At 70.3% G+C, this 24,121-nt stretch carries 20 protein-coding genes; 11 read left to right on the forward strand and 9 right to left on the reverse strand.

The window, feature by feature from the left end; translation table 11 throughout:
- The first annotated feature begins 12 nt into the window (after window positions 1–12).
- Window positions 13–1,131: a dipeptide ABC transporter ATP-binding protein gene (locus tag J2X68_RS30465; protein ID WP_310435818.1), complete on the forward strand. Its 1,119-nt coding sequence runs from the start codon at window positions 13–15 to the stop codon at window positions 1,129–1,131.
- 370 nt (window positions 1,132–1,501) lie between these two features.
- Here J2X68_RS30465 and J2X68_RS30470 read toward each other — a convergent pair whose 3' ends face one another.
- On the reverse strand, window positions 1,502–2,242 hold the full coding sequence (locus J2X68_RS30470; RefSeq protein WP_310435819.1) for a methyltransferase domain-containing protein: 741 nt from the start codon (window positions 2,240–2,242) through the stop codon (window positions 1,502–1,504).
- Between the two features lie 97 nt (window positions 2,243–2,339).
- Here J2X68_RS30470 and J2X68_RS30475 point away from each other — a divergent pair, with 97 nt between their 5' ends.
- Complete coding sequence (locus J2X68_RS30475; protein ID WP_310435820.1) at window positions 2,340–2,846, forward strand: DinB family protein; 507 nt, start codon at window positions 2,340–2,342, stop codon at window positions 2,844–2,846.
- Window positions 2,847–3,152: 306 nt separating this feature from the next.
- Complete coding sequence (locus tag J2X68_RS30480) at window positions 3,153–6,563, forward strand: BTAD domain-containing putative transcriptional regulator (RefSeq protein ID WP_310435821.1); 3,411 nt, start codon at window positions 3,153–3,155, stop codon at window positions 6,561–6,563.
- Between the two features lie 7 nt (window positions 6,564–6,570).
- Here J2X68_RS30480 and J2X68_RS30485 read toward each other — a convergent pair whose 3' ends face one another.
- The 7 genes from J2X68_RS30485 to J2X68_RS30515 form a co-directional block, all read right to left on the reverse strand.
- Window positions 6,571–7,209, reverse strand: coding sequence for an AfsR/SARP family transcriptional regulator (locus J2X68_RS30485; RefSeq protein WP_310435822.1), 639 nt, complete (start codon window positions 7,207–7,209; stop codon window positions 6,571–6,573).
- Window positions 7,101–7,355, reverse strand: coding sequence for a winged helix-turn-helix domain-containing protein (locus tag J2X68_RS30490; protein WP_310435823.1), 255 nt, complete (start codon window positions 7,353–7,355; stop codon window positions 7,101–7,103). Before J2X68_RS30490 ends, J2X68_RS30485 begins: the two co-directional genes overlap by 109 nt.
- Window positions 7,356–7,619: 264 nt before the next feature.
- Window positions 7,620–8,681 (reverse strand): dipeptide ABC transporter ATP-binding protein, encoded by a 1,062-nt coding sequence (locus J2X68_RS30495; protein ID WP_310435824.1) that lies wholly within the window; start codon window positions 8,679–8,681, stop codon window positions 7,620–7,622.
- A 26-nt stretch (window positions 8,682–8,707) separates the two neighbouring features.
- The gene (locus J2X68_RS30500) at window positions 8,708–9,745 is read right to left on the reverse strand and encodes an ABC transporter ATP-binding protein (RefSeq protein WP_310435825.1); all 1,038 of its coding nucleotides are present in this window, start codon (window positions 9,743–9,745) and stop codon (window positions 8,708–8,710) included.
- Window positions 9,746–9,793: 48 nt separating this feature from the next.
- On the reverse strand, window positions 9,794–10,774 hold the full coding sequence (locus tag J2X68_RS30505) for an ABC transporter permease (protein WP_310435826.1): 981 nt from the start codon (window positions 10,772–10,774) through the stop codon (window positions 9,794–9,796).
- Between the two features lie 100 nt (window positions 10,775–10,874).
- On the reverse strand, window positions 10,875–12,635 hold the full coding sequence (locus J2X68_RS30510) for an ABC transporter substrate-binding protein (RefSeq protein WP_310435873.1): 1,761 nt from the start codon (window positions 12,633–12,635) through the stop codon (window positions 10,875–10,877).
- A 79-nt stretch (window positions 12,636–12,714) separates the two neighbouring features.
- The gene (locus J2X68_RS30515) at window positions 12,715–13,743 is read right to left on the reverse strand and encodes an ABC transporter permease (RefSeq protein ID WP_310435827.1); all 1,029 of its coding nucleotides are present in this window, start codon (window positions 13,741–13,743) and stop codon (window positions 12,715–12,717) included.
- Window positions 13,744–14,296: 553 nt separating this feature from the next.
- Here J2X68_RS30515 and J2X68_RS30520 point away from each other — a divergent pair.
- From J2X68_RS30520 to J2X68_RS30540, 5 genes are read left to right on the forward strand one after another with little or no spacing between them, the layout of a single operon-like run.
- Complete coding sequence (locus tag J2X68_RS30520; protein WP_310435828.1) at window positions 14,297–15,922, forward strand: ABC transporter substrate-binding protein; 1,626 nt, start codon at window positions 14,297–14,299, stop codon at window positions 15,920–15,922.
- A 6-nt stretch (window positions 15,923–15,928) separates the two neighbouring features.
- On the forward strand, window positions 15,929–16,852 hold the full coding sequence (locus J2X68_RS30525; protein ID WP_310435829.1) for an ABC transporter permease: 924 nt from the start codon (window positions 15,929–15,931) through the stop codon (window positions 16,850–16,852).
- Entirely contained in the window at window positions 16,845–17,858 is a 1,014-nt protein-coding gene (locus tag J2X68_RS30530) for an ABC transporter permease (RefSeq protein ID WP_310435830.1), read from the forward strand. The genes J2X68_RS30525 and J2X68_RS30530 overlap by 8 nt, the downstream gene beginning before the upstream one ends.
- 7 nt (window positions 17,859–17,865) lie before the next feature.
- Window positions 17,866–18,858: an ABC transporter ATP-binding protein gene (locus J2X68_RS30535; protein WP_310435831.1), complete on the forward strand. Its 993-nt coding sequence runs from the start codon at window positions 17,866–17,868 to the stop codon at window positions 18,856–18,858.
- Window positions 18,851–19,939, forward strand: coding sequence for a dipeptide ABC transporter ATP-binding protein (locus J2X68_RS30540; protein ID WP_310435832.1), 1,089 nt, complete (start codon window positions 18,851–18,853; stop codon window positions 19,937–19,939). The genes J2X68_RS30535 and J2X68_RS30540 overlap by 8 nt, the downstream gene beginning before the upstream one ends.
- Before the next feature lie 156 nt (window positions 19,940–20,095).
- On the opposite strand, the gene J2X68_RS30545 is transcribed toward J2X68_RS30540, so the two are convergent.
- Window positions 20,096–22,213 (reverse strand): prolyl oligopeptidase family serine peptidase, encoded by a 2,118-nt coding sequence (locus J2X68_RS30545; protein WP_310435833.1) that lies wholly within the window; start codon window positions 22,211–22,213, stop codon window positions 20,096–20,098.
- A gap of 181 nt (window positions 22,214–22,394) precedes the next feature.
- Between J2X68_RS30545 and J2X68_RS30550 the strand changes: the two genes are divergently transcribed.
- The 3 genes from J2X68_RS30550 to J2X68_RS30560 all read left to right on the forward strand — a co-directional run bounded on the left by J2X68_RS30550 (window position 22,395) and on the right by J2X68_RS30560 (window position 23,978).
- Complete coding sequence (locus J2X68_RS30550; RefSeq protein WP_020127941.1) at window positions 22,395–22,589, forward strand: hypothetical protein; 195 nt, start codon at window positions 22,395–22,397, stop codon at window positions 22,587–22,589.
- A 64-nt stretch (window positions 22,590–22,653) separates the two neighbouring features.
- Complete coding sequence (gene mshB / locus J2X68_RS30555; RefSeq protein ID WP_310435834.1) at window positions 22,654–23,568, forward strand: N-acetyl-1-D-myo-inositol-2-amino-2-deoxy-alpha-D-glucopyranoside deacetylase; 915 nt, start codon at window positions 22,654–22,656, stop codon at window positions 23,566–23,568.
- Entirely contained in the window at window positions 23,568–23,978 is a 411-nt protein-coding gene (locus J2X68_RS30560) for a DUF6113 family protein (protein ID WP_310435835.1), read from the forward strand. Before mshB ends, J2X68_RS30560 begins: the two co-directional genes overlap by 1 nt.
- The last annotated feature ends 143 nt before the right edge of the window (window positions 23,979–24,121 follow it).

Raw genomic sequence — 24,121 nt, forward strand, 5'->3', positions numbered from 1 at the left:
CAGGAGGAGCACGTGAAGAAAGAGGAACCCGTTCTCCCCGCCCCGCGCGAGGCGGGCGCCGACGGCGAGGGGGAGCAGCTGCTCGTCGTGGAGGGGCTCACCAAGCACTTCCCGGTCAAGGGCGGCTTCCCGATCCGGCGCACGGTCGGTCAGGTGCAGGCCGTGGACGGCATCGACCTGAGCGTGCGGGCCGGCGAGAGCTTCGGCCTGGTGGGGGAGTCGGGGTGCGGCAAGTCCACGACGGGCCGGCTGATCACCCGGCTCCTGGAGCCCACGGCCGGGACGATCACCTACCGCGGGCAGGACATCTCGCACGCCTCGCGCCGGCAGCTGGCGCCGATCCGTTCCGAGATCCAGATGATCTTCCAGGACCCCTACTCCTCCCTCAATCCCCGGCAGACCGTCGGCAAGATCATCTCCGGGCCGATGGAGGTCAACGGGATCGAGCCCGCGGGCGGCCGGGAGAAGCGGGTGCGTGAGCTGCTGGAGATCGTGGGTCTCAACCCCGAGCACTACAACCGGTTCCCGCACGAGTTCTCCGGCGGCCAGCGTCAGCGGATCGGCGTCGCCCGGGCGCTGGCGCTGGAGCCGAAGCTGATCGTGGCCGACGAGCCGGTCTCCGCGCTCGACGTGTCCATCCAGGCGCAGGTCGTCAACCTGCTCCAGCAGGTCCGCCAGGAGCTCGGCATCGCGTTCCTGTTCATCGCCCACGACCTGGCCGTCGTCCGGCACTTCTCGCAACGCGTGGCGGTCATGTACCTCGGGAAGATCATCGAGGTCGGCGACCGTGACTCCATCTACACCCGGCCACGGCACCCGTACACCCACGCCCTGCTCTCCGCGGTCCCCGAGGTGAACGTCGCCGGGGAGACGGCCGCACGGGAGCGGATCCGGCTGGCCGGGGACGTTCCGTCGCCGATCGCCCCTCCCTCGGGCTGCCGGTTCCGGACCCGGTGCTGGAAGGCGCAGGACAAGTGCGCTTCCGAGGAGCCGCCGTTGGTCCGGATCTCCGGGAACCACGAAGGCCATCTGACGGCCTGCCACTTTCCGGAGGAGCCGACGATCGAGGCGCGCGAGGAGGACATCGTGCTGGATCCCGCGCTGGCGGCGCTGGAGGAAGGGGCGGGCTGAGGGTGCGGTGCCGTCCCGGCGGGGCGGTGAGGTGGGGATGCCGTCCTGGCGGGTGTGGTTGATGGTGCGGGTCGGTGGGGGTGGCCGCGCAGTTCCCGTGCCCCTCGGTGGCCCTGCGGGCCGCCGGGGCTCGCGCCACCCGCGCCCTCGGCGGGCCCCGCGCCTCTGAGGGGTGGGTGGGTCGGTGCGGGTGCGGGTGCGGGTGCGGCGTGGCTGGTCGCGCAGTTCCCCGCGCCCCCGGCTGACCCTGCGGACCGCCCGGGCTCGCGCCACCCGCGCCCCTGTGCGGGTCCCGCGTCCTTGTGCGGGTCCCGCGCCCTTTGGCGGGGCCGGGGCCCCGCATCCCCTGCGGGGCCGGTCGGAGTCGGGGTCAGCCGGCCGGGGTGGCTGTGGTGATGATTTCCGGGCTGGTCGGGGTCAGGGGGGCGCGGTTCCAGTCGCCGTACTGTTCCTCCACCCGCAGGCCCGCTTCCGTCAGGAAACCGGTCAGGCTCCCCGGGGAGAGGAAGCGGAGGGTGGCGCGGCCGGTGTGGCGGCGGGGCCAGTCGGGGGAGTCGAAGGTCTCCGTGAACGTGACCCGCTCGCCGGACGGTTCGCCCTCCACCTCGTGCCAGACCCGTACGACCCGGCCGTCCGCGTCGGTGACCTCGCGCACCCGGTCCGGGGTCCAGGACTCCCAGGCCCGCGCCGCCGGGTTGCGGGTCTCGAACACGAAGCGGCCGCCGTCGCTCAGGGCCGACCGCACGGACCGCAGCGCGCCGCGCAGCTCCTCGTCGCCGAGCAGCACCTGGAAGGCGTGGCCCGTCATGATGACGAGGTCGAAGTCGCCCTGCCACAGGCAGGTGTCGAGGTCCCCCAGCAACCACTCCACGCCGGGCGCCCGGCGCCGGGCCTGTACGAGCATCGCGGCCGCCGGATCGAGGCCCGTGAGCCGTCCCGGGTGGCCCTCCGACGCGGCCCGCGCGAGGAGTCGGCCCGTACCGCAGCCGACGTCGAGCACCGAGTCGGCGGATCTCACCAGGTTCAGGTAGAAGTCGTCGTCCGGCCCCCACGGATTGATGCTGTCGTACAGCGCGGCGAGTGTCAGATCCGCGAACGAATGATCGACCACCGCGGCAGTGTGCCACACCTCGGCGCGGCGCAGGACAAGATCCAGAACATCCGAATCCGCTCGACAGGCGGGCCGGGGGCCGGACATGCTCTGCGCGATGACGAGAACGGACGACATGCCTCCCGCCTGGGACGAGCGCACCCAGCTCACCACCTTCCTCGACTACGCGCGCGACACCGCGCGCGCCAAGTGCGAGGACCTGTCCGCCGAGGACGCCCGCAAGGCGCCCCTGCCGGGTTCGCCGCTGATGACCCCGAGCGGCCTGGTCAACCATCTGCGCTGGGTCGAGTACTACTGGTTCCGGGTCGTGTTCCTCGGTGAGGAGGACGAGGGGCCGTGGACCGACGAGGACCCCGACCGCGAGATGCGCATCGCCGTCGACCTCCCGCTCGCGCAGGTGCTCGACGAGTACGCCGAACACGCCGAGCGGCACCGCGCGCTGGTGGCCGGGCACGAACTCGGCGCCACGGCACAGCGGGCGACGCGCGACGGCCGGCACGTGGACCTGCGCTGGATCCTCCTGCACCTGATCGAGGAGACGGCCCGGCACAACGGCCACCTCGACATCCTGCGCGAACTGATCGACGGCCGCACCGGCGTCTAGTCACGCGTCCCCCCGGCGCCGAGCGCGTTCGCGCTGGTCGGGCCGGGGGTGAAAGACGGATGAAAGACCGCCGAAGGAGTGCGGAAAGGCGGCCCGGCGAGACTCTTGTACGGGGCGGGCGACCGACGGGGGACAGGCGGCGCCCGCCCCGCCCCCGGCCCCGGCCGTCCGCCTCCAGGGGTGCCCGGCCGCCGCCCCCTGCCCCGGCCTCCTGCATTGGCCGGATTCCGACGCCGCGTCGCCCGCGGGTCGCCGATCGTGCAGGTCGGCGTTGCCCGGCCGTCGGCCCTGGACTACGTTCTGTGAATGCTCACCCCACGGCCCCGGTTCCGCCTGCTCGGACCGCTGGACGTCGAGATCGACGGACGGGCCGTCGTACTCACCGGCCGGCAACGCGCGCTGTGCGCCGTGCTCCTGCTGCACGCCAACCACGTCGTCTCCGTCGACCGGCTGATTCAGTGCCTGTGGGACGACCGCCCGCCCGGCGCGGGCGCCGCCCGGGTACGGGCCCTCGTCGCGGAGGTGCGGCGCGCCCTCGGCCCGTCGGGCACGGAGCTGCTGACCACCCGTCGGCCCGGCTACGTCATGCACGTGGGCCCGGACGACCTCGACCTGCTGGCCTTCGAGAACCTCATCAGGGACGCCTCGCGGGCCGCGGCCGACGGCGACTGGCGGACGGCCCGGCGCGGCGGCGAACAGGCCCTCGCGCTGTGGCGCGACGAGCCGCTGCCCGACCTGCCGGAGGTCGCGGTGCGCGAGGCCGAGCGCCAGCGCCTCGCCGAACTGCACCTGGTGGCCCGCGAGGGCGTGGCCGAGGCGGGGATCGAGACCGGCCGGCACCGCGAGGCCATCGCCGAACTCCTCCGGCTGACCGCCGCCCACCCGCTGCGCGAACGCCCGCACGGCCTGCTGATGCGCGCCCTGCACCGGGACGGCCGCAGCGCCGAGGCCCTGGAGCTGTACACCGCGCTGCGCCGGCGCATGGTCGACGAACTCGGCATGGAGCCCTCGGCCGACCTCAGGGACCTGCACCAGCGGCTGCTGCGAGGCGGCGACGGTGTCTCCGCGGCCACCGCGCCGCCCGAGAGGTCAGCCCCGGCCGCGTCCGAGCGCCCCGTGCCGCGTCAACTCCCGCCCACCCCACGCCGGTTCGTCGGCCGCGACCGTGAACTCGACCGCCTCGACTCCTGTCTGCACAACGCGGAGCCGCTCGCCCTGATCGTGGGACCGGCGGGCGTCGGCAAGAGCGCGCTGGCCCTGAACTGGGCCCACCGGGTCGCCGACCGCTTCCCCGACGGCCAGCTCTTCCTCGACATGCGCGGCTTCGACAACGCCGAGCCGATGACCCCCGCGGAGGCCCTGCCGCTGCTCCTCCAGGGCCTGGGCTGCGCCCCGCGCGACATCCCGCTGGGCGCCGAGGCGCAGACCGCGCTGTACCGGACGATGCTCGCGGACCGCAGGGTGCTCGTCGTCCTCGACGACGTGGCCGACGCGTCGTACGTACGGCGGCTGCTGCCCGCCTCGGCGGGCTCGCTGACGCTGGTGACGAGCCGCGACAAGCTCAGCGGCCTGGTCACGCTGGACGGCGCCTACCGGGTGTCCTGCGACGTCCTCGACAGCGCCGCCGCGCTGGAGCTGATCAGCGGCGCGGTCGGCGCGCAGGCCGTCGCCGCCGACCCGGAGGCCGCGGCGCGGCTCGTCGAACTCTGCGACCACCTGCCGCTCGCCCTGTGCGTCGCCGGCTCCTGGATCGGCGACCGGCCAGGCAGTATCCGGGCATACGTCCGTGACCTCGCGGACCGGGGGCGACTGGCCCGGCTGCACGTCGAGGGCGAGGAGTCGGTCGCCGTACGGGCCGCGCTCGACCTGTCGTACGGAGTGCTGCCGGACGAGGCCCGGCGCGCCTTCCGCTCGCTCGGTGTGCTGCCGGGCACCGGCCGGTCGGTCCCGGCGGCCGCCGCGGCCGCCGGGACCGACGCGCATCGCCTGGCCGACCTGCTGCGGCTGGCCCAGCGGGTCCATCTGCTGCGCGACGTCGAGCACGGCCGTCCGGCCTGGCACGACCTGGTGCACGAGTACGCCCGTGACCGGACGGCCGCGGAGGACTCCCCCGAGGAGCGGACCGCCGCCGTCACCCGCGTCCTCGACCACTACCTGCAGAGCGTGGTCAACGCGGCGGCCACGGCCGGTCTGTACGTCATGCGCACCCGTCCGCCCGCCGTCGAGGGCTCCCTGCCGCGGGAGTTCACCGGCGCCGAGGAGGCGTACGCCTGGTTCGACGGCGAGTGGGACGACATCGCGGCCGCGATCGGCCACGCCGCCGAGAACGGCCCCGCGCCGTACGTGTGGTGGCTGGTGGACGCGCTCCAGGACCTCTTCCACCACCGCAGGCCGCTCTCCGACTGGATGCGGCTGGCCACCCTCGCCCGGGAGGTGGCCGCGCGCGGCGGGGACGAGGTCGGCCAGGCCTCCATGAGCCTGTCCCTGGGCAGCGCGCGCTGGCGCGACGGGGACCTGCGGGGCGCCCTGACGGAGTACGAGGAGGCGGAGCGGCTGGCCCGCCGGGCCGGCTGGACGTACGGCGAGGCCGGCAGCCTCCAGGGCAAGGGCGTCACCCTCAAGCTGCTGGGCGAGCTGCGCCGCGCGCTGCCCTGCTACGACCGCGCGCTCGCGCTCTACCGCACCCTGGACAACGTCAAGAACGTGGAGATCATGCTGATCAACACGGCGTCCCTGAACCTCGCGCTGGGGCGTCTGGACGCGGCCGAGGAGGCGGCGCGCGCGGCCCTCGACCTGATCGGCGACACGGTCCACCACAACCGTGCGATGGCCCTCGTCAACCTCGCCCTGGTCCTGCAGAAGCAGGCCCGGTTCGACGAGGCGACGGCGGCGCTGCGCACCTGCTTCCTGGTCTCCCGGGACTCCGGGTCCACCTATACGGAGGCCGTCGCCCTGGAGGCGCTGGGCCGCGTCCGCGCCGACGCCGGCCGCGACGACCTGGCGCTGCTCGCCTACGAGGACGCCCTCGCCGTCTCCCGACGGGTGGAGAACCGCAACTGCCAGGTCGACAGCCTGGTCGGGGTGGCCTCGGTGAAGCTGCGCGCGGGCCGCACCGAGGAGACGTCCGAACACCTGGACGCCGCCTTCGAGATCGCCGAGCGCACCGGCCACCGGGCGGGTCTCGTCGAGGTCCTGCTGGCCCGCGCCGACCTGGCCCGCGCCCAGGGCCGCCCGGCCGACGCCCTGGGCCGGCTGGAGCGCGCCGAGCGCCTCGCGGCCGACGGCAACCCCCTCACCCTCCCGCGCGTCCACCTCGCCACCGCCCTGACGCTCCTCGAGACCGAGACCGAGACCGAGACCGAGACCGAGACCGGAAGCGGCACGGACGCCGATACCGGCACGGACGCCGACGCCGTCCCCGCCCGGGCCCGGGACGCGGCGGCCCTGGCGGCCGCCCTCGCCCGCGACTCCGGCCAGCGTCTTCTGCACGCCCGTGCCACGGAGGCCCTCGCCCGCGCCCACGAGGCGCGCGGCGACAGCGGGCCGGCGCACGGGGCCAGGGCGGAGGCGAGCGCCCTGTACGCGGCGCTCGGCGTCCGCCACCCGTCCGGGGCGTCCGTGCCGTCCCGCCCGCTTTCCCGTCATCGTCACCGTGAACTCCCTCCGGACGCCGAGTCCCGCCTCACCCTCTACCTGACCGAGCACTTCGACGGCTGAGCCCTGTTCAGACGGACGTCGCGTACGCGCTGCCCAGCCGCAGCCCGGGATCGCGGGCGAGGATCCGTTCCTGCAGGGACCTCAGTTCCGGTCCCGGTTCACAGCCCAGCAGGTCGATCATCCGCAGGCGCAGCAGCTGGAAGCAGTCCAGCGCGTCCGCCTGGCGTCCCCCGCGGTGCAGGGCGAGCATCAGCAGGCCCGTGACCTTCTCGTCGAAGGGATGCATCTCGACCAGCCAGTGCAGTTGCGGCAGGCACTCCTCGTGCCGCCCCGCGCGCAGGTACAGCTCGGTGCTCCCGACCAGCGCCTCCCGGTGCTCGCGCCGCAGTGTCACCCGCGTCGACTCCGCCCAGGCCGTGCGCACGTCGGACAGCGGCTCGCCCCGCCACAGCTCCAGGGCCCGGGCGTAGAGACCGAGGGCCGTCTCGGTGTCACCCGTTCGGGCCTCCTGCTGCGCCTGCCGGACGAGGGCGCGGAACCGTGCGGTGTCGACGCAGCGCTCGTCGATCGCGAGGACGTATCCGCCCCGCTTCCGGATCAGTTCGAAGCCCTCGGCAGCTGCCCGTCGGCCCGCAGCGCCTTCCGTAGCCGGGTGGCCTGGATGTACAGGGCGTCGCGCGGATGCTGGGGCCGGCGTTCCTGCCACACCCGCTCGATCAGCGTCTCGTCGGCGACGAACGCGCCGGGGGTCCAGGCCAGCGCCGCCAGCAGCAGTTTGGTGCCGTGCGGAAGCGGCAGCTTGTCGCCGGAGCGGGCCCGTGCCTCGACGCAGCCCAGCAGCTGGATTTCCATGTACCCCCCGTACCTCGAACCACTCGAGTCACCACTGTGCGCGCGTGGTGTTCGGCTGGCGCATGGATGCTGCACGGCTGCCGCCGGGCCCGGCGTCGCCCGGCGGGGGGAGGGGGGTACGAGGGCCACAGGGGCCGGGGGACGAGTGAAGGCCCGCGCCGGGTGAGCGCGGGCCTTCGTCCCCTGGACCGGACGTTCATGGGCTCGGGTCAATGGGCCTGGAAAGTCCGCTCCGAAAGAAAGCGGCTGACGAAAAGGGGTGTGTCAGGCCGCCGCCTCGGGGTCCTTGGCGAGACGCGGGGCCGGCACGGTGGCCGGGACGTCCGCCGTCTCGGGGTAGTGGCACGCCGTCAGGTGGCCGGGCTTGTTGCCCTCGACCTGCACCAGCGGCGGGGCCTCGGTCGCGCACTTCTCCGTCGCCTTCCAGCAGCGGGTGCGGAAGCGGCAGCCGGAGGGCGGGTTGATGGGCGAGGGCACGTCACCGACGAGGCGGATGCGCTCGCGGCCCGCGACGCCCTCGTCCTGCACGGTGGCCTCGGGCACGGCGGACAGCAGCGCCCGGGTGTACGGGTGACGCGGGTTGCCGTACAGGTCGTCGCGGTCGGCGATCTCGACGATCCGGCCGAGGTACATGACCGCCACGCGCTGCGAGAAGTGCCGGACGACGGCCAGGTCGTGGGCGATGAAGACGAACGCGATGCCCAGGTCCCGCTGGACCTTCTGGAGCAGGTTGACGACCTGCGCCTGGATGGACACGTCGAGCGCGGAGACCGGCTCGTCGGCCACGATCAGCTTCGGCTCCAGCGCCAGCGCCCGGGCGACGCCGATCCGCTGCCGCTGGCCGCCGGAGAACTCGTGCGGGAACCGGTTGTAGTGCTCGGGGTTGAGACCCACGATCTCCAGCAGCTCACGCACCCGCTTCTCCCGGCCGCCGGCCGGGTGGATGTCGTTGATCTCCATCGGGCCCGAGATGATCTTGCCGACCGTCTGGCGCGGGTTCAGCGACGCGTAGGGGTCCTGGAAGATCATCTGGATCTCGGAGCGGATCGGGGCCAGCTGCTTGCGGCCCGCGTGCGTGATGTCCTCGCCGCGGTAGGAGATCCGGCCGCCCGTCGGCTCCAGAAGCCGGGTGATCAGGCGGCCCGTCGTCGACTTGCCGCAGCCGGACTCGCCGACCAGGCCCAGGCTCTCGCCCTCGGCGACCTGGAAGTCCAGCCCGTCGACGGCCTGCACGGCGCCGACCGTGCGCCGGATCGGGAAGCCGCCCTTGATCGGGAAGTGCTTGGTGAGCCCGGAGACGTCCAGGAGGGGAACGGTGCTGCTCATGGTGGTGAAATCCCGTCTCTTGTACGTCAGTTCGCGGCGCTGCCGGCGAGGTCGGAGAAGTACTCGGCGCGCTGGGCGGCGGTCAGGTGGCAGGCGGAACCCCGACCGTTCGTGACCTCCAGCGGCGGCTGCTCCGTGGAGCACAGGCCCCCCTCGACCTTCTCGGCGAAGGTGCAGCGGGGGTGGAACCGGCAGCCCGTCGGCGGGTTCAGCAGCGAGGGCGGCGAACCGGGGATCGGGTTGAGCGGGACGTCCACCGGGTGGTCCAGGTTCGGCATCGAGCTCAGCAGGCCCAGCGTGTAGGGGTGCTGCGGGCTCCGCAGCACCTCCCGCTTGGTGCCTCGCTCCACGCACCGGCCGCCGTACATCACCAGGACGTCGTCGGCGATGTCGGCGATGACGCCCAGGTCGTGCGTGATGAAGACGATCGAGGTGCCGAACTCCTGCTGGAGGTCCTTGAGCAGGTCCATGATCTGGGCCTGCACCGTCACGTCGAGGGCCGTGGTCGGCTCGTCGGCGATCAGCAGTTCCGGGTCGCAGACCAGCGCCATCGCGATCATCGCGCGCTGGCGCATACCGCCGGAGAACTGGTGCGGGTAGTCGTCCACCCGGACCTCCGGCTGGGGGATGCCCACCCGCTTCAGCATCTCGATCGCCCGGGCACGCGACTCGCTCTTGGAGGCGCCGGTGTGCTTGCGGTACGTCTCACCGATCTGCTTGCCGATGGTGTGGTACGGCGACAGCGAGGCCAGCGCGTCCTGGAAGATCATCGACATCTTGTTGCCGCGCAGCCGCTCCAGCTGCTTCTCGGACGCGGTCAGCAGTTCCCTGTCGTCCAGCAGGATCTCGCCCTCGATCGCCGTACGGTCGCGGTCGTGCAGACCCAGGATGGCCAGGTTGGTGACCGACTTGCCGGAGCCCGACTCGCCCACGATGCCGAGCGTCTTGCCCTTCAACAGGTCGAAGGAGAGCCCGTCGACGGCCTTGACGATGCCGTCCTCGGTGGAGAAGTGGACTTTCAGGTCCCTGACGGAGAGGAAGGGCTGCTGATCGGTGCTCGTCACGGGGACGCTCCTGGGGGGTGATGCGAGAGGTAGGGGGCTTGGCGGAGGTCAGGCGAGCCGGATCCGCGGGTCGATGAGAGCGTAGACGGCATCGACGATGATGTTGAAGAACACGATCGCACCGGCGGCCAGGAGGGTCACGCCGAGCAGCATCGGCAGGTCGCTCTGGTCCACGGACTTCACCGCGAGCCGGCCGATGCCCGGGAGACTGAAGGTCTGCTCGGTGATGATGGCGCCGCCGATCAGCGTGCCCAGGTCGATGCCGAACACCGTGACGATCGGGCCCATCGCGCCACGCCAGGCGAACCGGAAGAACACGTTCGACCGGGACAGGCCCTTGGCGCGGGCGGTACGGACGTAGTCCTCGCTCAGTTGCTCCACGAGCTGCGAGCGGGTCATACGGGTGTAGTTGGCGGTGAAGATGATCGCCAGGACCAGCCAGGGCAGCAGCAGTCCGGAGAACCAGGCGACCGGGTCCTCGCTGAAGGGGGTCCACGAGGGCTGGTCGAGCCATCCCAGCTGCGCGACGAAGTAGTACATCGCGATGTAGCCGACGAAGTAGATCTGCAGCGACGAGCCGAGCAGCGACGCCGAGCTGGCGAACTTGTCCAGGAACCTGCCCTGCTTGAGGGCCGCGAGCATGCCCGCGCCGACACCGAGGACCAGGAAGACGACGGCCGCGCCGAAGGCGAGCGAGAGGGTCGTCGGCAGGCGGTCCATGATCGTGTCGAAGACCGGCACGTTGTTGGCGAAGGAGTAGCCGAAGCAGGGCGCGTCGCAGTACCCGTAACCGGCGTAGTCGCGACCGGCGAAGACACCCTTCAGCCAGTACCAGTACTGCACCGGGATGGAGTGGTCGATGCCCAGGTTCTTCCGGATCTGCGCGAGGTTCTCAGGCGTGCAGTTCTTGCCGCAGGACATCATCGCGGGGTCACGCGGCACGGCGTAGAAGAGCCAGAAGGTGATGGCGCTGATGATCAACAGAATGACCAGCGCGCCGATGACTCGGCGGACAAGGAAGCGGAGCATGAGGCGTGACTTTCCGGACGGGGCGCCGTCGCCGCGGTAAGGAGAGGGGGGTGGACCGCAGGGGGTGGCCATCGTGACGGCCACCCCCGGGGGCGTGCGCTTACTTCTTGGCGTAGAGCTTGCAGAGCGCGACGCAGGTGTTGGCGTTGTCCCACAGGACGTTGCCGACCTTGGAGCCGTACAGGTAGTTACGGATCTTGTGGTAGTCCGGAACGACCGCGGCCAGCTCCATGATCATCTTGTCGATGTTGCCCCAGGCCTTGTTGGCCTCCTCGACGTCCGCGATCTGGGAGGCCGCGTCGATGGCCTTGTTGACGCTCGGGTCGTTCAGCTGGGCGTAGTTGCTGCGGCCGTCGCCGATGTTCTTGCCGCTCCAGCAGGGGTAGAACTGCGAGTAGCCGTTCGGCCAGTCCGGGCTCCAGCCGGCCGCGAACAGGTCGAAGTCGTTGTCGATCTTGCCGATCTGGGTGTAGAAGGTCGACTTGTCGACCTGCTTGTTGACGACCGTGAAGCCGGCCTCTTCCAGCGCGTTCTTGATGGCGACGGCGGTCTTCACCGCGGTGTCCGACTGCTGGTAGGCGATGACCAGCTTCTGGCCGACCTTGCCGGCCTCCTTCAGCAGGGCCTTGGCCTTCTCGGGGTTGCCGCCCGGCTTCTTGTCGACGCCGTACAGGTCGAACTTGGTGTAGCCGGGGGTCACCGGGGCGAAGATCGTGGTGGCGATCTCCTGGCTGTAGGCGCCGCCGCCGATGGTCTGCAGCTGCTGGTGCGGCCACGCGTAGTTGATGGCCTGGCGGACCTTGAGGTCCTTGATGCGGGTCATGTTGATCGGCCAGTAGTAGGTGACCGTGTCGACCGCGGTGAGGACGCGCTTCTTCAGATCGGCGTTGGTGAGGACCTGGGCGATGCGCTCGGGCGCGACCTCGTTGAAGATCGGCACCGCGTACTGGTCGGTGCCCTTGTCCGCGATCCAACGGTCGGTGGACGCGACGAGCTCGTAGCCCATCTGGAAGAGGTACTTGTCCGGGTACGCGTTGCGGATCGCGTCGGTCTTCGGGTCCCAGTGCTCGTTGCGCACGAAGGTCATCGACTTGCCGATGTTGCGGCTCTCGACCTTGTACGGACCGCAGGAGATCGGCTGCTTGTCGTACTTCTCCTTGGTGTCGTGCTTCTTGGGCACCAGGGAGTAGGCACGCATCGCGAGCGTGAAGTTGAAGTCGGCGCGGGCTTCCTTGAGGCGGAAGGTGATGGTCTTGCCGTCGACCTCGATGGAGTCCAGGCTCTTGCCCTCGTACGGGCCCTTGTACTTGTCGCCGCCGACCAGGAAGTCCTGGACGTAGCGCGGACCCTCGGTGACGAAAGTGGCGAAGAGGCGCTCGAAGGTGTGGCGGAGGTCCTCCGAGGAGACCTCGGCGCCGTCCTCCCACTTCAGACCGTCCTTCAGGGTGAAGGTCCAGGTCTTGCCGCCGTCCTTCATGGTGCCGGCGTCGGTCGCGGCGTCGCCGACCAGGGTGGCGTTGCCCTTGGCGTCCAGCTTGTAGCCGGTCAGGCCACGCATGATCGGCACGGTGATGGCGGCCTCGGTGGAGACGTAGATCTGCGCCGGGTCCATGTGGTCCATGTCGAACTGCTGGAGCGAGTAGATCGTCCCGCCCTTGACCGCGCCCGCCACCTCGGGGGCCGGACCGGTGGAGTCGGCCTTGGTGCCGACCGGGATCTCGACGGTCTTGGCCCCGGTGACCTTGGGGGCCTTGTCCTGCGAGGAGCCCCCCTCGTTGCCGCTGCTGCAGGCGCTCAGCACCGACGTCGACGCCGCGGCAACGCCGGTGGCGATGAGGAAGTTTCTGCGCGAGAAGGACATGCTGCCTGCCTTGAAGTGGGAGTGATGAGAGAGATCCGGCACCCCGGCGTCCTTGCCGTGGTCCTGAAGAGGGCCGGAGCTAGCGCTTGGACTTCGGGTCGAGTGCGTCACGCACCGAGTCACCGAGCAGGTTGAACGCGAGGACGAAGATCACCATGGCCAGGCCCGGGAAGAGCATGAAGGTGAGGTCCTCGGTGTAGAAACTTGCCCCCCGCGCGATCATGACGCCCCAGTCCGGGGTCGGGTCGATCATGCCGACTCCGAGGAACGCGAGACCGGCCTCGGCGGTGACGTACGCCGGGAGCATCAGCGTGGTCTGGATGATGATCGGCGTCCACAGGTTGGGCAGCAGTTCCTTGAAGACGATACGCCCCGGTGATGCGCCCGTGACCTTCGCGGCCTCGACGAACTCCCGTTCCCGCAGGCCCAGTACCTGGCCGCGCAGCAGTCGGGCGATGGACGCCCAGCCGAAGGCGGAGAGGACGATGATCAGAGCCGTGGCCCGCAGCCAGGTCGGGATCTCCTCGTCGGGAGCGACGAAGAGCCCGAACACGACCGGCATGAAGGCGATGAAGAAGAGCGTGGACGGGAACGACAGCAGGATGTCGATGACCCGGCCCACGAGGTAGTCCGTCTTGCCGCCGAGGTAGCCCGCGGTGGTGCCGATGACCACGCCGAGGACGACGGTGAGCACGGTGGCGGCGAGCGCGATGCCCAGCGAGTTGCGGATCGCGTAGAGCAGGAAGGTGAAGACGTCGCGCCCCAGCTGGGGCTCGATGCCGAACCAGAACTCGGAGCTCATGCCGCCGTTCGGGCCCGACGGGTACGCGAACGGGTTCAGCAGCTCGGGGCGCTGGCTGGCGTAAGTGGTGTAGGGGTCCTTGCCGTACAGCTTGGCTATCAACGGAGCGCCGAGGGCGATCACGAAGAAGAAGCCCACGATGCACGCGGATATGACGCCCGTGTGGTCCCGCTTGAAGCGGTTCCACGCCAGCCGTCCGGGAGAGCGGCCCTCGCTGCCCTTGGGGGTGGAGGGCGTGGGCGACTTCTCGACGCTCTCGTCGGTCACCTCGAGGGGGGCGGCCGCTGATGGAGTTGGGGGGGTCATGGTGCTCCTGGCCCACGGGAGGGTCTGATGACTCCGCAGGGCACTCCCTACGGGCTACGCCGGACTTTTTCAACGCAATTCGTTCACGGTCAATAAATTCTGGTCTGCCTTGGTTTTCTCTTTACTTTCTTTACCTGAGCTTGACCATATCGTAGCTACGCGTGTAGCGCGCCGTGATCGTTCCGTGTCTGAATTCGGGCCAACTGCGCTTAACGGTCAAGGGGTTCGATATTCGGACGCCAGGGTGTCGGAATGCGTACATCCCGAGGTCGCAATCCAACGGTTCGGCATCGGATCGTGAAGATCCGTTGCGTACACCTCGAAGATCCACCGCGACCTGCGAAGAAGATCCTTTTCGACCCCCCACCAGGATCCTGCTGCCGGCGTCCGGCGCACTTGTGCCGTTCCCCCGAATAGCCCTCCGATGGCCTCCCGTTGGGCGCGGCCCGTGTGCGTCATGCACCTTTTCAGTTGATATTTACCGTTGATGGATCAGTGCTTCGGTGCTGACGGCACAGCGCTCAGGTAAAGCGCGGTCAATGAGGAGGCATCCATGCGTGGAGCCACGCACGCCAAGTGGGCCGCATGCGCGGCGGCGGCAGCACTCGCGGCGACGGCGTGCGGGGGCGGGGGGAGCGGGAGCGGCGACGGGAGCGCGGTGCTCAGCTCCTCATGGGGAGACCCGCAGAACCCGCTGGAGCCCGCCAACACCAACGAGGTGCAGGGCGGCAAGGTCCTCGACATGATCTTCCGCAGCCTCAAGAAGTACAACCCGGAGACCGGCGCGGCCGAGGACATGCTGGCCGAGAAGATCGAGACCACGGACTCCCAGAACTTCACGATCACCGTCAAGGACGGCTGGACGTTCAGCAATGGCGAGAAAGTGACGTCGAAATCCTTCGTCACCGCCTGGAACTACGCCGCGAGTCTGAAGAACAACCAGAAGAACGCCTACTTCTTCGAGTACATCGACGGCTACACCGCGGCCCACCCCGCCAGTGGCTCGCAGACCACCGACGTCCTCTCCGGGCTCAAGGTCATCAACGACAGGACCTTCACCGTCAAGCTCAAGCAGAAGTTCTCCACCTTCCCCGACACCCTGGGCTACCCCGCCTACGCCCCGCTCCCGCAGGCCTTCTTCACCGACCACGCGAACTGGGTGAAGAAACCCATCGGAAACGGGCCGTACACGATCGACTCCTACACCAAGGGCTCCCAGATGGTCCTGAAGAAGTGGGACGGATACCCCGGTGACGACAAGGCGCAGAACGGCGGCGTGACCCTGAAGGTCTACACCGACAACAACACCGCCTACACCGACCTGCTGGCCGGCAACCTCGACCTCGTCGACGACGTGCCCGCGGCCCAGTTGAAGAACGTCAAGAACGACCTCGGCGACCGCTACCTGAACACCCCGGCCGGCATCATCCAGACCCTGGCCTTCCCCTTCTACGACAAGAAGTGGAACGCCCCGGGCTCCGACAAGGTCCGTACCGGCCTCTCCCGCGCGATCGACCGCAAGCAGATCACCGAGACGATCTTCCAGAACACCCGCACCCCCGCCACCGACTGGACCTCGCCGGTGCTCGGCGAGGAGGGCGGCTTCAAGGAAGGCCTGTGCGGGGACGCCTGCGACTACGACCCCGCCGCGGCGAAGAAGCTCATCCAGGAGGGCGGCGGCCTGCCCGGCGGCCAGGTCAAGATCACATACAACGCGGACACCGGATCGCACAAACAGTGGGTCGACGCGGTCTGCAACTCGATCAACAACGCCCTCGACAACGACAAGGCCTGCGTCGGCAACCCGGTCGGCACCTTCGCCGACTTCCGCACTCAGATCGGCGACCGGAAGATGACCGGCCCCTTCCGGGCGGGGTGGCAGATGGACTACCCCCTCATCCAGAACTTCCTCCAGCCGCTCTACTACACGAACGCCTCCTCCAACGACGGCAAGTGGTCCAACAAGGACTTCGACAAGCTCGTCGACCAGGCCAACGCCGAGACCGACACCGCCAAGGCGGTGGAGACCTTCCAGCAGGCCGAGGAGGTCGTCCGCGACAACATGGCCGCCATCCCGCTCTGGTACCAGAACGGCAGCGCCGGCTACGCGGAGCGGCTCTCGAACGTCAAGCTCAACCCGTTCTCCGTCCCGGTCTACAACGAGATCAAGGTCAGCTGACCCGCCATGGGCCGGTATGTGATCCGGCGTCTGCTCCAGATGATCCCGGTGTTCATCGGAGCGACGCTGCTGATCTTCCTGATGGTGAACGTGATGGGCGACCCCATCGCGGGTCTGTGCGGCGACCGGGAGTGCGACCCGGCCACCGCCGCCCAGCTGCAGAAGGAGTTCGGCCTCGACAAGCCCGTCTGGCAGCAGTACCTGACCTACATGGGGAACGTCTTCACCGGAGACTTCGGTACGGCGTTCAACGGCCAGCCGGTCACCGAACTGATGGCGACGGCCTTCCCGGTCACCATCCGGCTGACGATCGTCGCGATCTTCTTCGAGATCGTCATCGGCATCACCCTGGGTGTCGTCACCGGCCTGCACCGGGGCCGCCCCGTCGACAGCGGGGTCCTGCTGCTCACCCTCGTCGTGATCTCCGTCCCCACCTTCGTCACCGGCCTGCTGCTCCAGCTGCTGCTCGGCGTCGAATGGGGCTGGATCAAACCGTCGGTCTCCTCGGAGGCCACCTTCGGTGAGCTGATCGTGCCGGGCCTGGTGCTCGCCTCCGTCTCCCTGGCGTACGTCACCCGGCTGACCCGCACCTCCATCGCGGAGAACAAACGGTCCGACTACGTCCGGACGGCCGTCGCCAAGGGGCTGCCCCGCCGCCGGGTCGTCACCCGGCACCTGCTGCGCAACTCCCTCATCCCCGTGGTCACCTTCATCGGCACCGACATCGGCGCCCTGATGGGCGGCGCGATCGTCACCGAGCGCATCTTCAACATCCACGGCGTCGGCTTCCAGCTCTACCAGGGGATCCTCCGCCAGAACACCCAGACCGTCGTCGGCTTCGTGACCGTCCTCGTGCTGGTCTTCCTGGTGGCCAACCTGCTCGTCGACCTCCTGTACGCCGTACTCGACCCGAGGATCCGCTATGCCTGAGCCGATGCCGCCGGAGCAGCACCTGCCGGGCGCGGGCCGCACCCCGGAGGAGGGCGCCATCGCCGACACCGGCATGGGCGGCGCGATGGACCTGGCCACGGCGGAGGGGGAGACCCTCGAGAAGACACCCGGCGGGCCGCAGGGCACGGGGCCGTCCGAGAAGGCCCGTTCCCTCTGGTCCGACGCCTGGCGGGACCTGCGCCGCAACCCGGTCTTCATCATCTCCGGCCTGGTCATCCTCTTCCTGGTCTTCATCTCCCTGTGGCCCGGGGCCATCACCTGGATGAGCCCCCTCAAGTGCGACCTCGCCAAGGCCCAGGAGGGTTCCCAGCCCGGTCACCCGTTCGGCTTCGACGGCCAGGGCTGCGACGTCTACACGCGCACGGTCTACGGCGCCCGCACCTCCGTCACGGTCGGCTTCCTGGCCACGTTCGGCGTCGCCCTCTTCGGCAGCGTGCTGGGCGGCCTGGCCGGGTTCTTCGGCGGCGTCGGGGACTCGATCCTGTCCCGGATCACCGACATCTTCTTCGCCATCCCGGTCGTCCTGGGCGGCCTGGTCCTCCTCTCCGTGGTGACCAGTAATACGGTCTGGCCGGTCATCGGGTTCATGGTGCTGCTCGGCTGGCCCCAGATCTCCCGGATCGCCCGCGGCTCGGTGATCACCGCCAAACAGAACGACTACGTCCAGGCGGCCCGGGCTCTGGGCGCCACCCACTCCCGGCTGCTGCTGCGGCACATCGCGCCGAACGCGGTCGCCCCGGTGATCGTCGTGGCGACCATCGCGCTCGGCACGTACATCGCGCTGGAGGCGACCCTGTCCTATCTCGGCGTCGGGCTGAAACCGCCGACCGTCTCCTGGGGCATCGACATCTCCGCCGCCTCGCCCTACATCCGCAACGCCCCGCACGCCCTGCTGTGGCCCTCGGGCGCCCTGGCCCTCACGGTCCTGGCGTTCATCATGCTCGGCGACGCGGTGCGCGACGCCCTCGACCCGAAGCTGAGGTGACGGCCGGATGCTGCTCGAAGTACGCGACCTGCACGTGGAGTTCCGCACCCGGGACGGGATCGCCAGGGCCGTCAACGGCGTCAGCTACGGGGTGGACGCGGGCGAGACCCTCGCCGTGCTCGGCGAATCCGGCTCCGGCAAGTCCGTCACCGCCCAGGCGATCATGGGCATCCTCGACATGCCGCCCGGCCGCATCACCGGCGGCGAGATCCTCTTCCGCGGCACGGACCTGCTGCGGCTCAAGGAGGAGGAACGCCGCAAGGTCCGCGGCGCCGAGATGGCGATGATCTTCCAGGACGCCCTGTCGTCCCTGAACCCCGTGCTGTCGGTGGGCGACCAGCTCGGCGAGATGTTCGTCGTGCACCGGGGGATGTCCAGGAAGGACGCGCGGGCCAAGGCCGTCGAGCTGATGGACCGGGTCCGCATCCCGGGCGCCCGGGAACGGGTCAGGGACTACCCGCACCAGTTCTCCGGGGGCATGCGCCAGCGCATCATGATCGCGATGGCGATGGCCCTGGAGCCGGCGCTCATCATCGCCGACGAGCCCACCACCGCCCTCGACGTCACCGTCCAGGCCCAGGTCATGGACCTGCTCGCGGAACTGCAGCGCGAGTACCACATGGGCCTGATCCTCATCACCCACGACCTGGGCGTGGTCGCGGACGTGGCCGACCGGATCGCGGTGATGTACGCGGGCCGGATCGTCGAGTCGGCCCCGGTCCACGACATCTACAAGGCGCCGGCCCACCCCTACACCCGCGGCCTGCTCGACTCCATCCCACGGCTGGACCAGAAGGGCCAGGAGCTCTACGCCATCAAGGGCCTGCCGCCCAACCTCATGCACATCCCGCCGGGCTGCGCCTTCAACCCGCGCTGCCCGATGGCCCAGGACGTGTGCCGTACGGACGTGCCCCCGCTGTACGAGGTCGACGAGGCCGGCGGGTCCGACGCGGACCGCACGAGCGCGTGCCACTTCTGGAGGGAGTGCCTGCATGGCTAGTTCCGCATCGGCCGAGCCGATCATCGAAGTGAGCGGGCTGGTCAAGCACTACCCGCTCACCCAGGGCATCCTGTTCAAGAAGCAGGTCGGCGCGGTCAAGGCCGTCGACGGCGTCGACTTCACCCTCCACCGCGGCGAGACCCTGGGCATCGTCGGGGAGTCCGGCTGCGGCAAGTCCACGGTCGCCAAGATGCTGGTGAACCTGGAGAAGCCGACGGCCGGGGAGATCCGCTACAAGGGCGAGGACGTCACCGGCCTTTCGGGCAAGGCGCTGCGGGCGGTCCGGCGCAACATCCAGATGGTCTTCCAGGACCCGTACACCTCGCTGAACCCGCGGATGACCGTCGGCGACATCATCGGGGAGCCGTACGAGATCCACCCCGAGGTGGCGCCCAAGGGCGACCGGCGCAAGAAGGTCCGGGACCTGCTGGACGTCGTCGGGCTCAACCCCGAGTACATCAACCGCTATCCGCACCAGTTCTCCGGCGGCCAGCGGCAGCGGATCGGCATCGCGCGGGGGCTGGCCCTGCGCCCGGAGGTGATCGTCGCCGACGAGCCGGTGTCCGCGCTGGACGTGTCGGTGCAGGCGCAGGTGATCAACCTGCTGGACCGGCTCCAGAGCGAGTTCGACCTCTCCTACCTCTTCATCGCCCACGACCTCTCGATCGTCCGCCACATCTCGGACCGGGTGGGGGTGATGTACCTCGGCCGGATCGTGGAGATCGGCCGCGACGCGGAGATCTACGACCACCCGACGCACCCGTACACCCAGGCGCTGCTCTCCGCGGTGCCCGTCCCGGACCCGGAGGCGCGCGAGCACCGGGAGCGGATCATCCTGGCGGGCGACGTCCCGTCCCCGACGAACATCCCCTCGGGCTGCCGCTTCCGCACCCGCTGCTGGAAGGCGCAGCAGCGGTGCGAAGTGGAGGTGCCGGCGCTGGCGGTACCGGACCTGTTCCGGCTCACGACCGGCCCGACGGCCCACCCCTCGGCGTGCCACTTCGCGGAGGAGAAGCAGGTGGTCCCCCCGGAGGAACCGCCGGGAGGATCGCGGGACGATCACGGCGACGGGGCGCCATAGGCACCCAAAGGCGCATCAACCGCGTTAACACGCAGGCAACTTGACCGACCCGATTCCGATATACGGACGGGCCACTCTGGACAGCGTACGGCCGTGCGGGTGCCGTAAACGGGCCGGGAGCGCCATGTCTCCCGGCCCGTTGCCGTGCCTACGGCGTCACGCCGGTCCGAGTGAGCGCTTGAGGAAGTCCACCTGGAGCAGCAGCAGGTTCTCCGCGACCTGTTCCTGCGGGGTCATGTGGGTCACGCCCGACAGGGGGAGCACCTCGTGCGGGCGGCCGGCGGCCAGCAGGGCCGAGGAGAGCCGCAGGGCGTGGGCGACGACCACGTTGTCGTCGGCCAGACCGTGGACGATCATCAGCGGCCGGTGGGGTCCGGCGGCCGCGGAGAGCCCCTCGTCGGTGACGAGCGAGCTCTTCGCGTAGGCCTCCGGGTCCGTGGCCGGGTCGCCGAGGTAGCGCTCGGTGTAATGGGTGTCGTAGAGCCGCCAGTCGGTCACCGGGGCGCCCGCGATGCCGGCGTGGAAGACGTCGGGGCGGCGCAGCACCGCCAGCGCCGCGAGCCAGCCGCCGTACGACCAGCCGCGGATCGCCACCCGGGAGAGGTCGAGGGGATGGTCCTTCGCCAGCCCCTCCAGCGCCTCGACCTGGTCGTCGAGGCTGACCGTGAGGTCGTGGTGGATCGCCTTCTCCCAGCCGGGGGAGCGGCCCGGGGTGCCCCGCCCGTCGGCGACGACCACCGCGAAGCCCTGGTCGGCGAACCACTGCGAGGTCAGGTGCGCGTTGTGCGCGGCGAGGACCCGGGGCCCGTGCGGACCGCCGTAGGGGTCCATGAGCACGGGCAGGGGGGTGTCACCGGGGTAGTCCGTAGGCATAAGCACGGCGCACGGGACCCGCCGTGCGCCCCCCTCGGTGAGGAACACGCGGGGGGACAGACCGGGATCTTCGGCATACGACCGGACGGTGGCCGTCGGCTTCCCGTCCCGCAGTACCCGCGCCACGCTGCCCGGCCGGTCGAGCACCGCCGACACCAGGACGGTCACGGCCCCCGAGCGCACCGCCGAGTGCACCCCGGGCTCCTGGGAGAGGCGCTCGACGCCGAGTTCGTTGACGCGGTAGACGTGCACCTCGCCGGTTTCCGGCGCGGCCGCGTCCGCCCCGGCCGAGGCGGCCACCAGCACGTCGTCGGACGTGACGTCGAGTACCGCACGTACGTGCAACTGGGCTCCCGTCAGCGGGCGTTCGCCGACCGCCAGCACCCGGGCGCCGCCCTCGTCGGCGATCCTGACCAGCTGCCCCGACGGGCTCCAGCACGGAACGCCAGGAAAAAGATCCAGCCAAATCCGATCTTCGTCGGCGTGCACCATCCGGGTCGCCCCGGACTCGGTGTCCACCGCGAGGAACAGCTGACTGCGCTGGTCGCGCGCCTGTACGAGCAGCAGCGGCGCTCCCGCCCCTGACCAGTGGACTCGCGCCAGATACGGGTAGCGGGCCCGGTCCCACACGACCTCCGTGCGTACCCCGTCGAGCCCGAACACGAAGAGCCGCACCTCCGCGTTGGCCGTCCCGGCAGCCGGATAGGCCACGTGTTGTGGGTCACGTTTCGGTTGGGCCGGATCGGAGATCCACCACCGCTCCACCGGCGTGTCGTCCACCCGTGTGACCAGCAGCCGATCCGAATCCGGAGACCACCAGAACCCCCGCGAGCGGCCCATCTCCTCGGCCGCGATGAACTCGGCCAATCCATAGGAAACCGTGTCCGATTCCGGCTCCGCCAGCGCCCGGTCGCCGTCGCCCTCGGCGCCCACCACCCGCAGAGCGCCCCCGACGACGTAGGCGACGAGCCGCCCGTCGGGGGACGGACGGGGGTCGATCACCGGCCCCGGGACCGCGAGTTCGGCCGCCGTTCCGGCCCGCAGCTCCGCCGTGAAAAGCCGCCCTGACAAGGTGAAAGACGCCAGCTCGACGGCCTCGTCGGTGGCGTAGCCGACGATCCCGGCGCCGCCCTCACGGCTGCGCTCGCGCCGGGCGCGCTCCTGCGGTGAGAGGTCCTCGGAGGCGCCGCCGAGGAGGGCACGGGGGTCGGCCGCCGGGCGCTCCGTGCCGTCCGCCGGGTCGAGGACCCACAGCGCGCCCGCGCGGTCCGTGCCGGAGCCGGAGCGCAGGAACACGACCCGGGAGCCGTCGGGGGCCACCGTGAACGAACGCGGCGCGCCGAGGGTGAAACGCTGGGTGCGGGCGTGCCTGCGGGGGAAGGAGTCGGACTCGGTCGTCATCCTCCGACCATATTGGCCATGCGACCCCCTTGTGCGGCTGTGCGCCGCGAGATGCGCACCCACACATAGTTATGATCACTGGCGCAGTGTGGGTATGAACCTGCTGGCTGATGTATGGATTTACAAGTTCCCTTGTTCTGCTTTTGCCCCCACGTTCCCGGGTCCTTGGAGGTGAACCGCCGTGGCACTCTCGATTTCGGCGGTGGTGCTGCTGGCGATCATCGTCTTCTTGCTGGTCAAGAAGTCGGGACTGAAAGGGGGTCACGCGGTCGTCTGCATCCTGCTCGGCTTCTATCTGGCCTCCTCGACGATCGCCCCGACGATCAGCGACCTGACGACGAGCGTGGCGAGCATGATCGGCAGCATCAAGTTCTGACGCGTGCCGACCCTGCGTCTGCCCCTGCGCGGGAGATGTAGTCCCGCCTCGTAGGGTTGGCTCCATGACGGAACGCCCCTCTCCCGGCCTCCCGCCGGGGGGAACCCCCTCTCGCGCCGCTCGGCGTCTGCTGCTGGTGCACGCGCACCCGGACGACGAGTCGATCAACAACGGCGCGACCATGGCCAGGTACGCGGCCGAGGGCGCCCAGGTGACCCTGGTCACCTGTACCCTCGGCGAACGCGGCGAGGTCATCCCGCCGGAGCTGCGGCACCTGACCGGCGCGGCCCTCGGGGAGCACCGGCACGGGGAACTCGCCGCCGCCATGGCCGCGCTCGGCGTCGACGACTTCCGCCTGCTCGGCGGCGCCGGCCGCTACGGCGACTCCGGGATGATGGGCCTCCCCGACAACGACGACCCCGCCTGCTTCTGGCGGGCCGACGTCGACGAGGCCGCCGCGTCCCTCGTCCAGGTCATCCTCGACGTGCGCCCCCATGTCCTCGTCACCTACGACGAGAACGGCGGCTACGGCCACCCCGACCACATCCAGGCCCACCGTGTCGCCATGCGGGCCGCGGAGCTGGCCGAGGACGCCGGGTGGCGCATCCCCAAGGTGTACGTCAACCGCGCCCCGCGCTCCGTCGTCGGGGCCGCCTTCACACGGCTCCGGGAGGAGCTGCCGGGGCTGCCGTTCACCGAGAGCGCGGTCGTCTCCGACGTGCCGGGCGTGGTGGACGACGGCCTGGTCACCGCCGTGATCGACGGCGGCCCCGAGTACGCGGCCGCCAAGGCCGCCGCGATGCGCGCGCACGCCACCCAGGTCGAAGTCGCCCCCGGCGAGCAGTACTTCGCTCTCTCCAACGCGCTGGCGCAGCCCCTGTTCCCGACCGAGTACTACGAACTCGTACGCGGTGAGTCCGGCCGGAAGAGGGAGACCGACCTGTTCGCCGGGACGGGCGACGCGGAAGAGGAGGCGTGATGTCCGACCGTGGTTCGATGCTCGCCCAGCCGCTGCGGATGCCCCCCGCCGGACGGACCGCCGCCTACGCGGGGCTCCTGCTGCTCGGCGCCGTCACCGGTCTCGCGGGGGCGCTCGTCCAGGCCGGCTGGTTCCCGGGCGGACTGCTCCTCGCGCTCGCGGGCGCGGCCGGACTGTTCCTCGGCGGGGCGCGGGCGCTCGGCAGCCGTGCCGGGGCCGTCGCGCCCGCCGCCGGCTGGATGATCTCCGTCATCCTGTGCACGGCGGGCCGTCCCGAGGGTGACTTCCTGTTCGGCGCGGGAGGCGGTTCCTACCTCTTCCTGCTCGGCGGCATGGCACTTGCTGTGATCTGCGCCACCATTGTTTCGGGGCGGCAACCGGTCGGCGGCGACGTCCGACTTGGCAAGTGACGTACCACTTCACCGTGGCGTGCCGGTGGGAGTCCCGTGCGGGTTTCCCCGGCGGTCGTGGGATACGGGCCAGAAGTGGCCAGTATGGTGGTGCGCGCCGCCGAGCTGCCCGTGAGGCCGTGCGGGCGGCGGAGCCAACCTGG

This window comes from Streptomyces sp. 3330, assembly GCF_031456635.1.
In the GTDB taxonomy this organism is placed as follows: Bacteria; Actinomycetota; Actinomycetes; order Streptomycetales; family Streptomycetaceae; genus Streptomyces.

Coding starts and splice junctions, on each gene's coding strand:
- J2X68_RS30475 (WP_310435820.1), top strand. CDS start 2,340: ATGACGAGAACGGACGACATGCCTCCCGCCTGGGACGAGCGCACCCAG.
- J2X68_RS30480 (WP_310435821.1), top strand. CDS start 3,153: ATGCTCACCCCACGGCCCCGGTTCCGCCTGCTCGGACCGCTGGACGTC.
- J2X68_RS30490 (WP_310435823.1), bottom strand. CDS start 7,355: ATGGAAATCCAGCTGCTGGGCTGCGTCGAGGCACGGGCCCGCTCCGGC.
- J2X68_RS30495 (WP_310435824.1), bottom strand. CDS start 8,681: ATGAGCAGCACCGTTCCCCTCCTGGACGTCTCCGGGCTCACCAAGCAC.
- J2X68_RS30505 (WP_310435826.1), bottom strand. CDS start 10,774: ATGCTCCGCTTCCTTGTCCGCCGAGTCATCGGCGCGCTGGTCATTCTG.
- J2X68_RS30510 (WP_310435873.1), bottom strand. CDS start 12,635: ATGTCCTTCTCGCGCAGAAACTTCCTCATCGCCACCGGCGTTGCCGCG.
- J2X68_RS30515 (WP_310435827.1), bottom strand. CDS start 13,743: ATGACCCCCCCAACTCCATCAGCGGCCGCCCCCCTCGAGGTGACCGAC.
- J2X68_RS30520 (WP_310435828.1), top strand. CDS start 14,297: ATGCGTGGAGCCACGCACGCCAAGTGGGCCGCATGCGCGGCGGCGGCA.
- J2X68_RS30525 (WP_310435829.1), top strand. CDS start 15,929: ATGGGCCGGTATGTGATCCGGCGTCTGCTCCAGATGATCCCGGTGTTC.
- J2X68_RS30530 (WP_310435830.1), top strand. CDS start 16,845: ATGCCTGAGCCGATGCCGCCGGAGCAGCACCTGCCGGGCGCGGGCCGC.
- J2X68_RS30535 (WP_310435831.1), top strand. CDS start 17,866: ATGCTGCTCGAAGTACGCGACCTGCACGTGGAGTTCCGCACCCGGGAC.
- J2X68_RS30540 (WP_310435832.1), top strand. CDS start 18,851: ATGGCTAGTTCCGCATCGGCCGAGCCGATCATCGAAGTGAGCGGGCTG.
- J2X68_RS30545 (WP_310435833.1), bottom strand. CDS start 22,213: ATGACGACCGAGTCCGACTCCTTCCCCCGCAGGCACGCCCGCACCCAG.
- mshB (WP_310435834.1), top strand. CDS start 22,654: ATGACGGAACGCCCCTCTCCCGGCCTCCCGCCGGGGGGAACCCCCTCT.
- J2X68_RS30560 (WP_310435835.1), top strand. CDS start 23,568: ATGTCCGACCGTGGTTCGATGCTCGCCCAGCCGCTGCGGATGCCCCCC.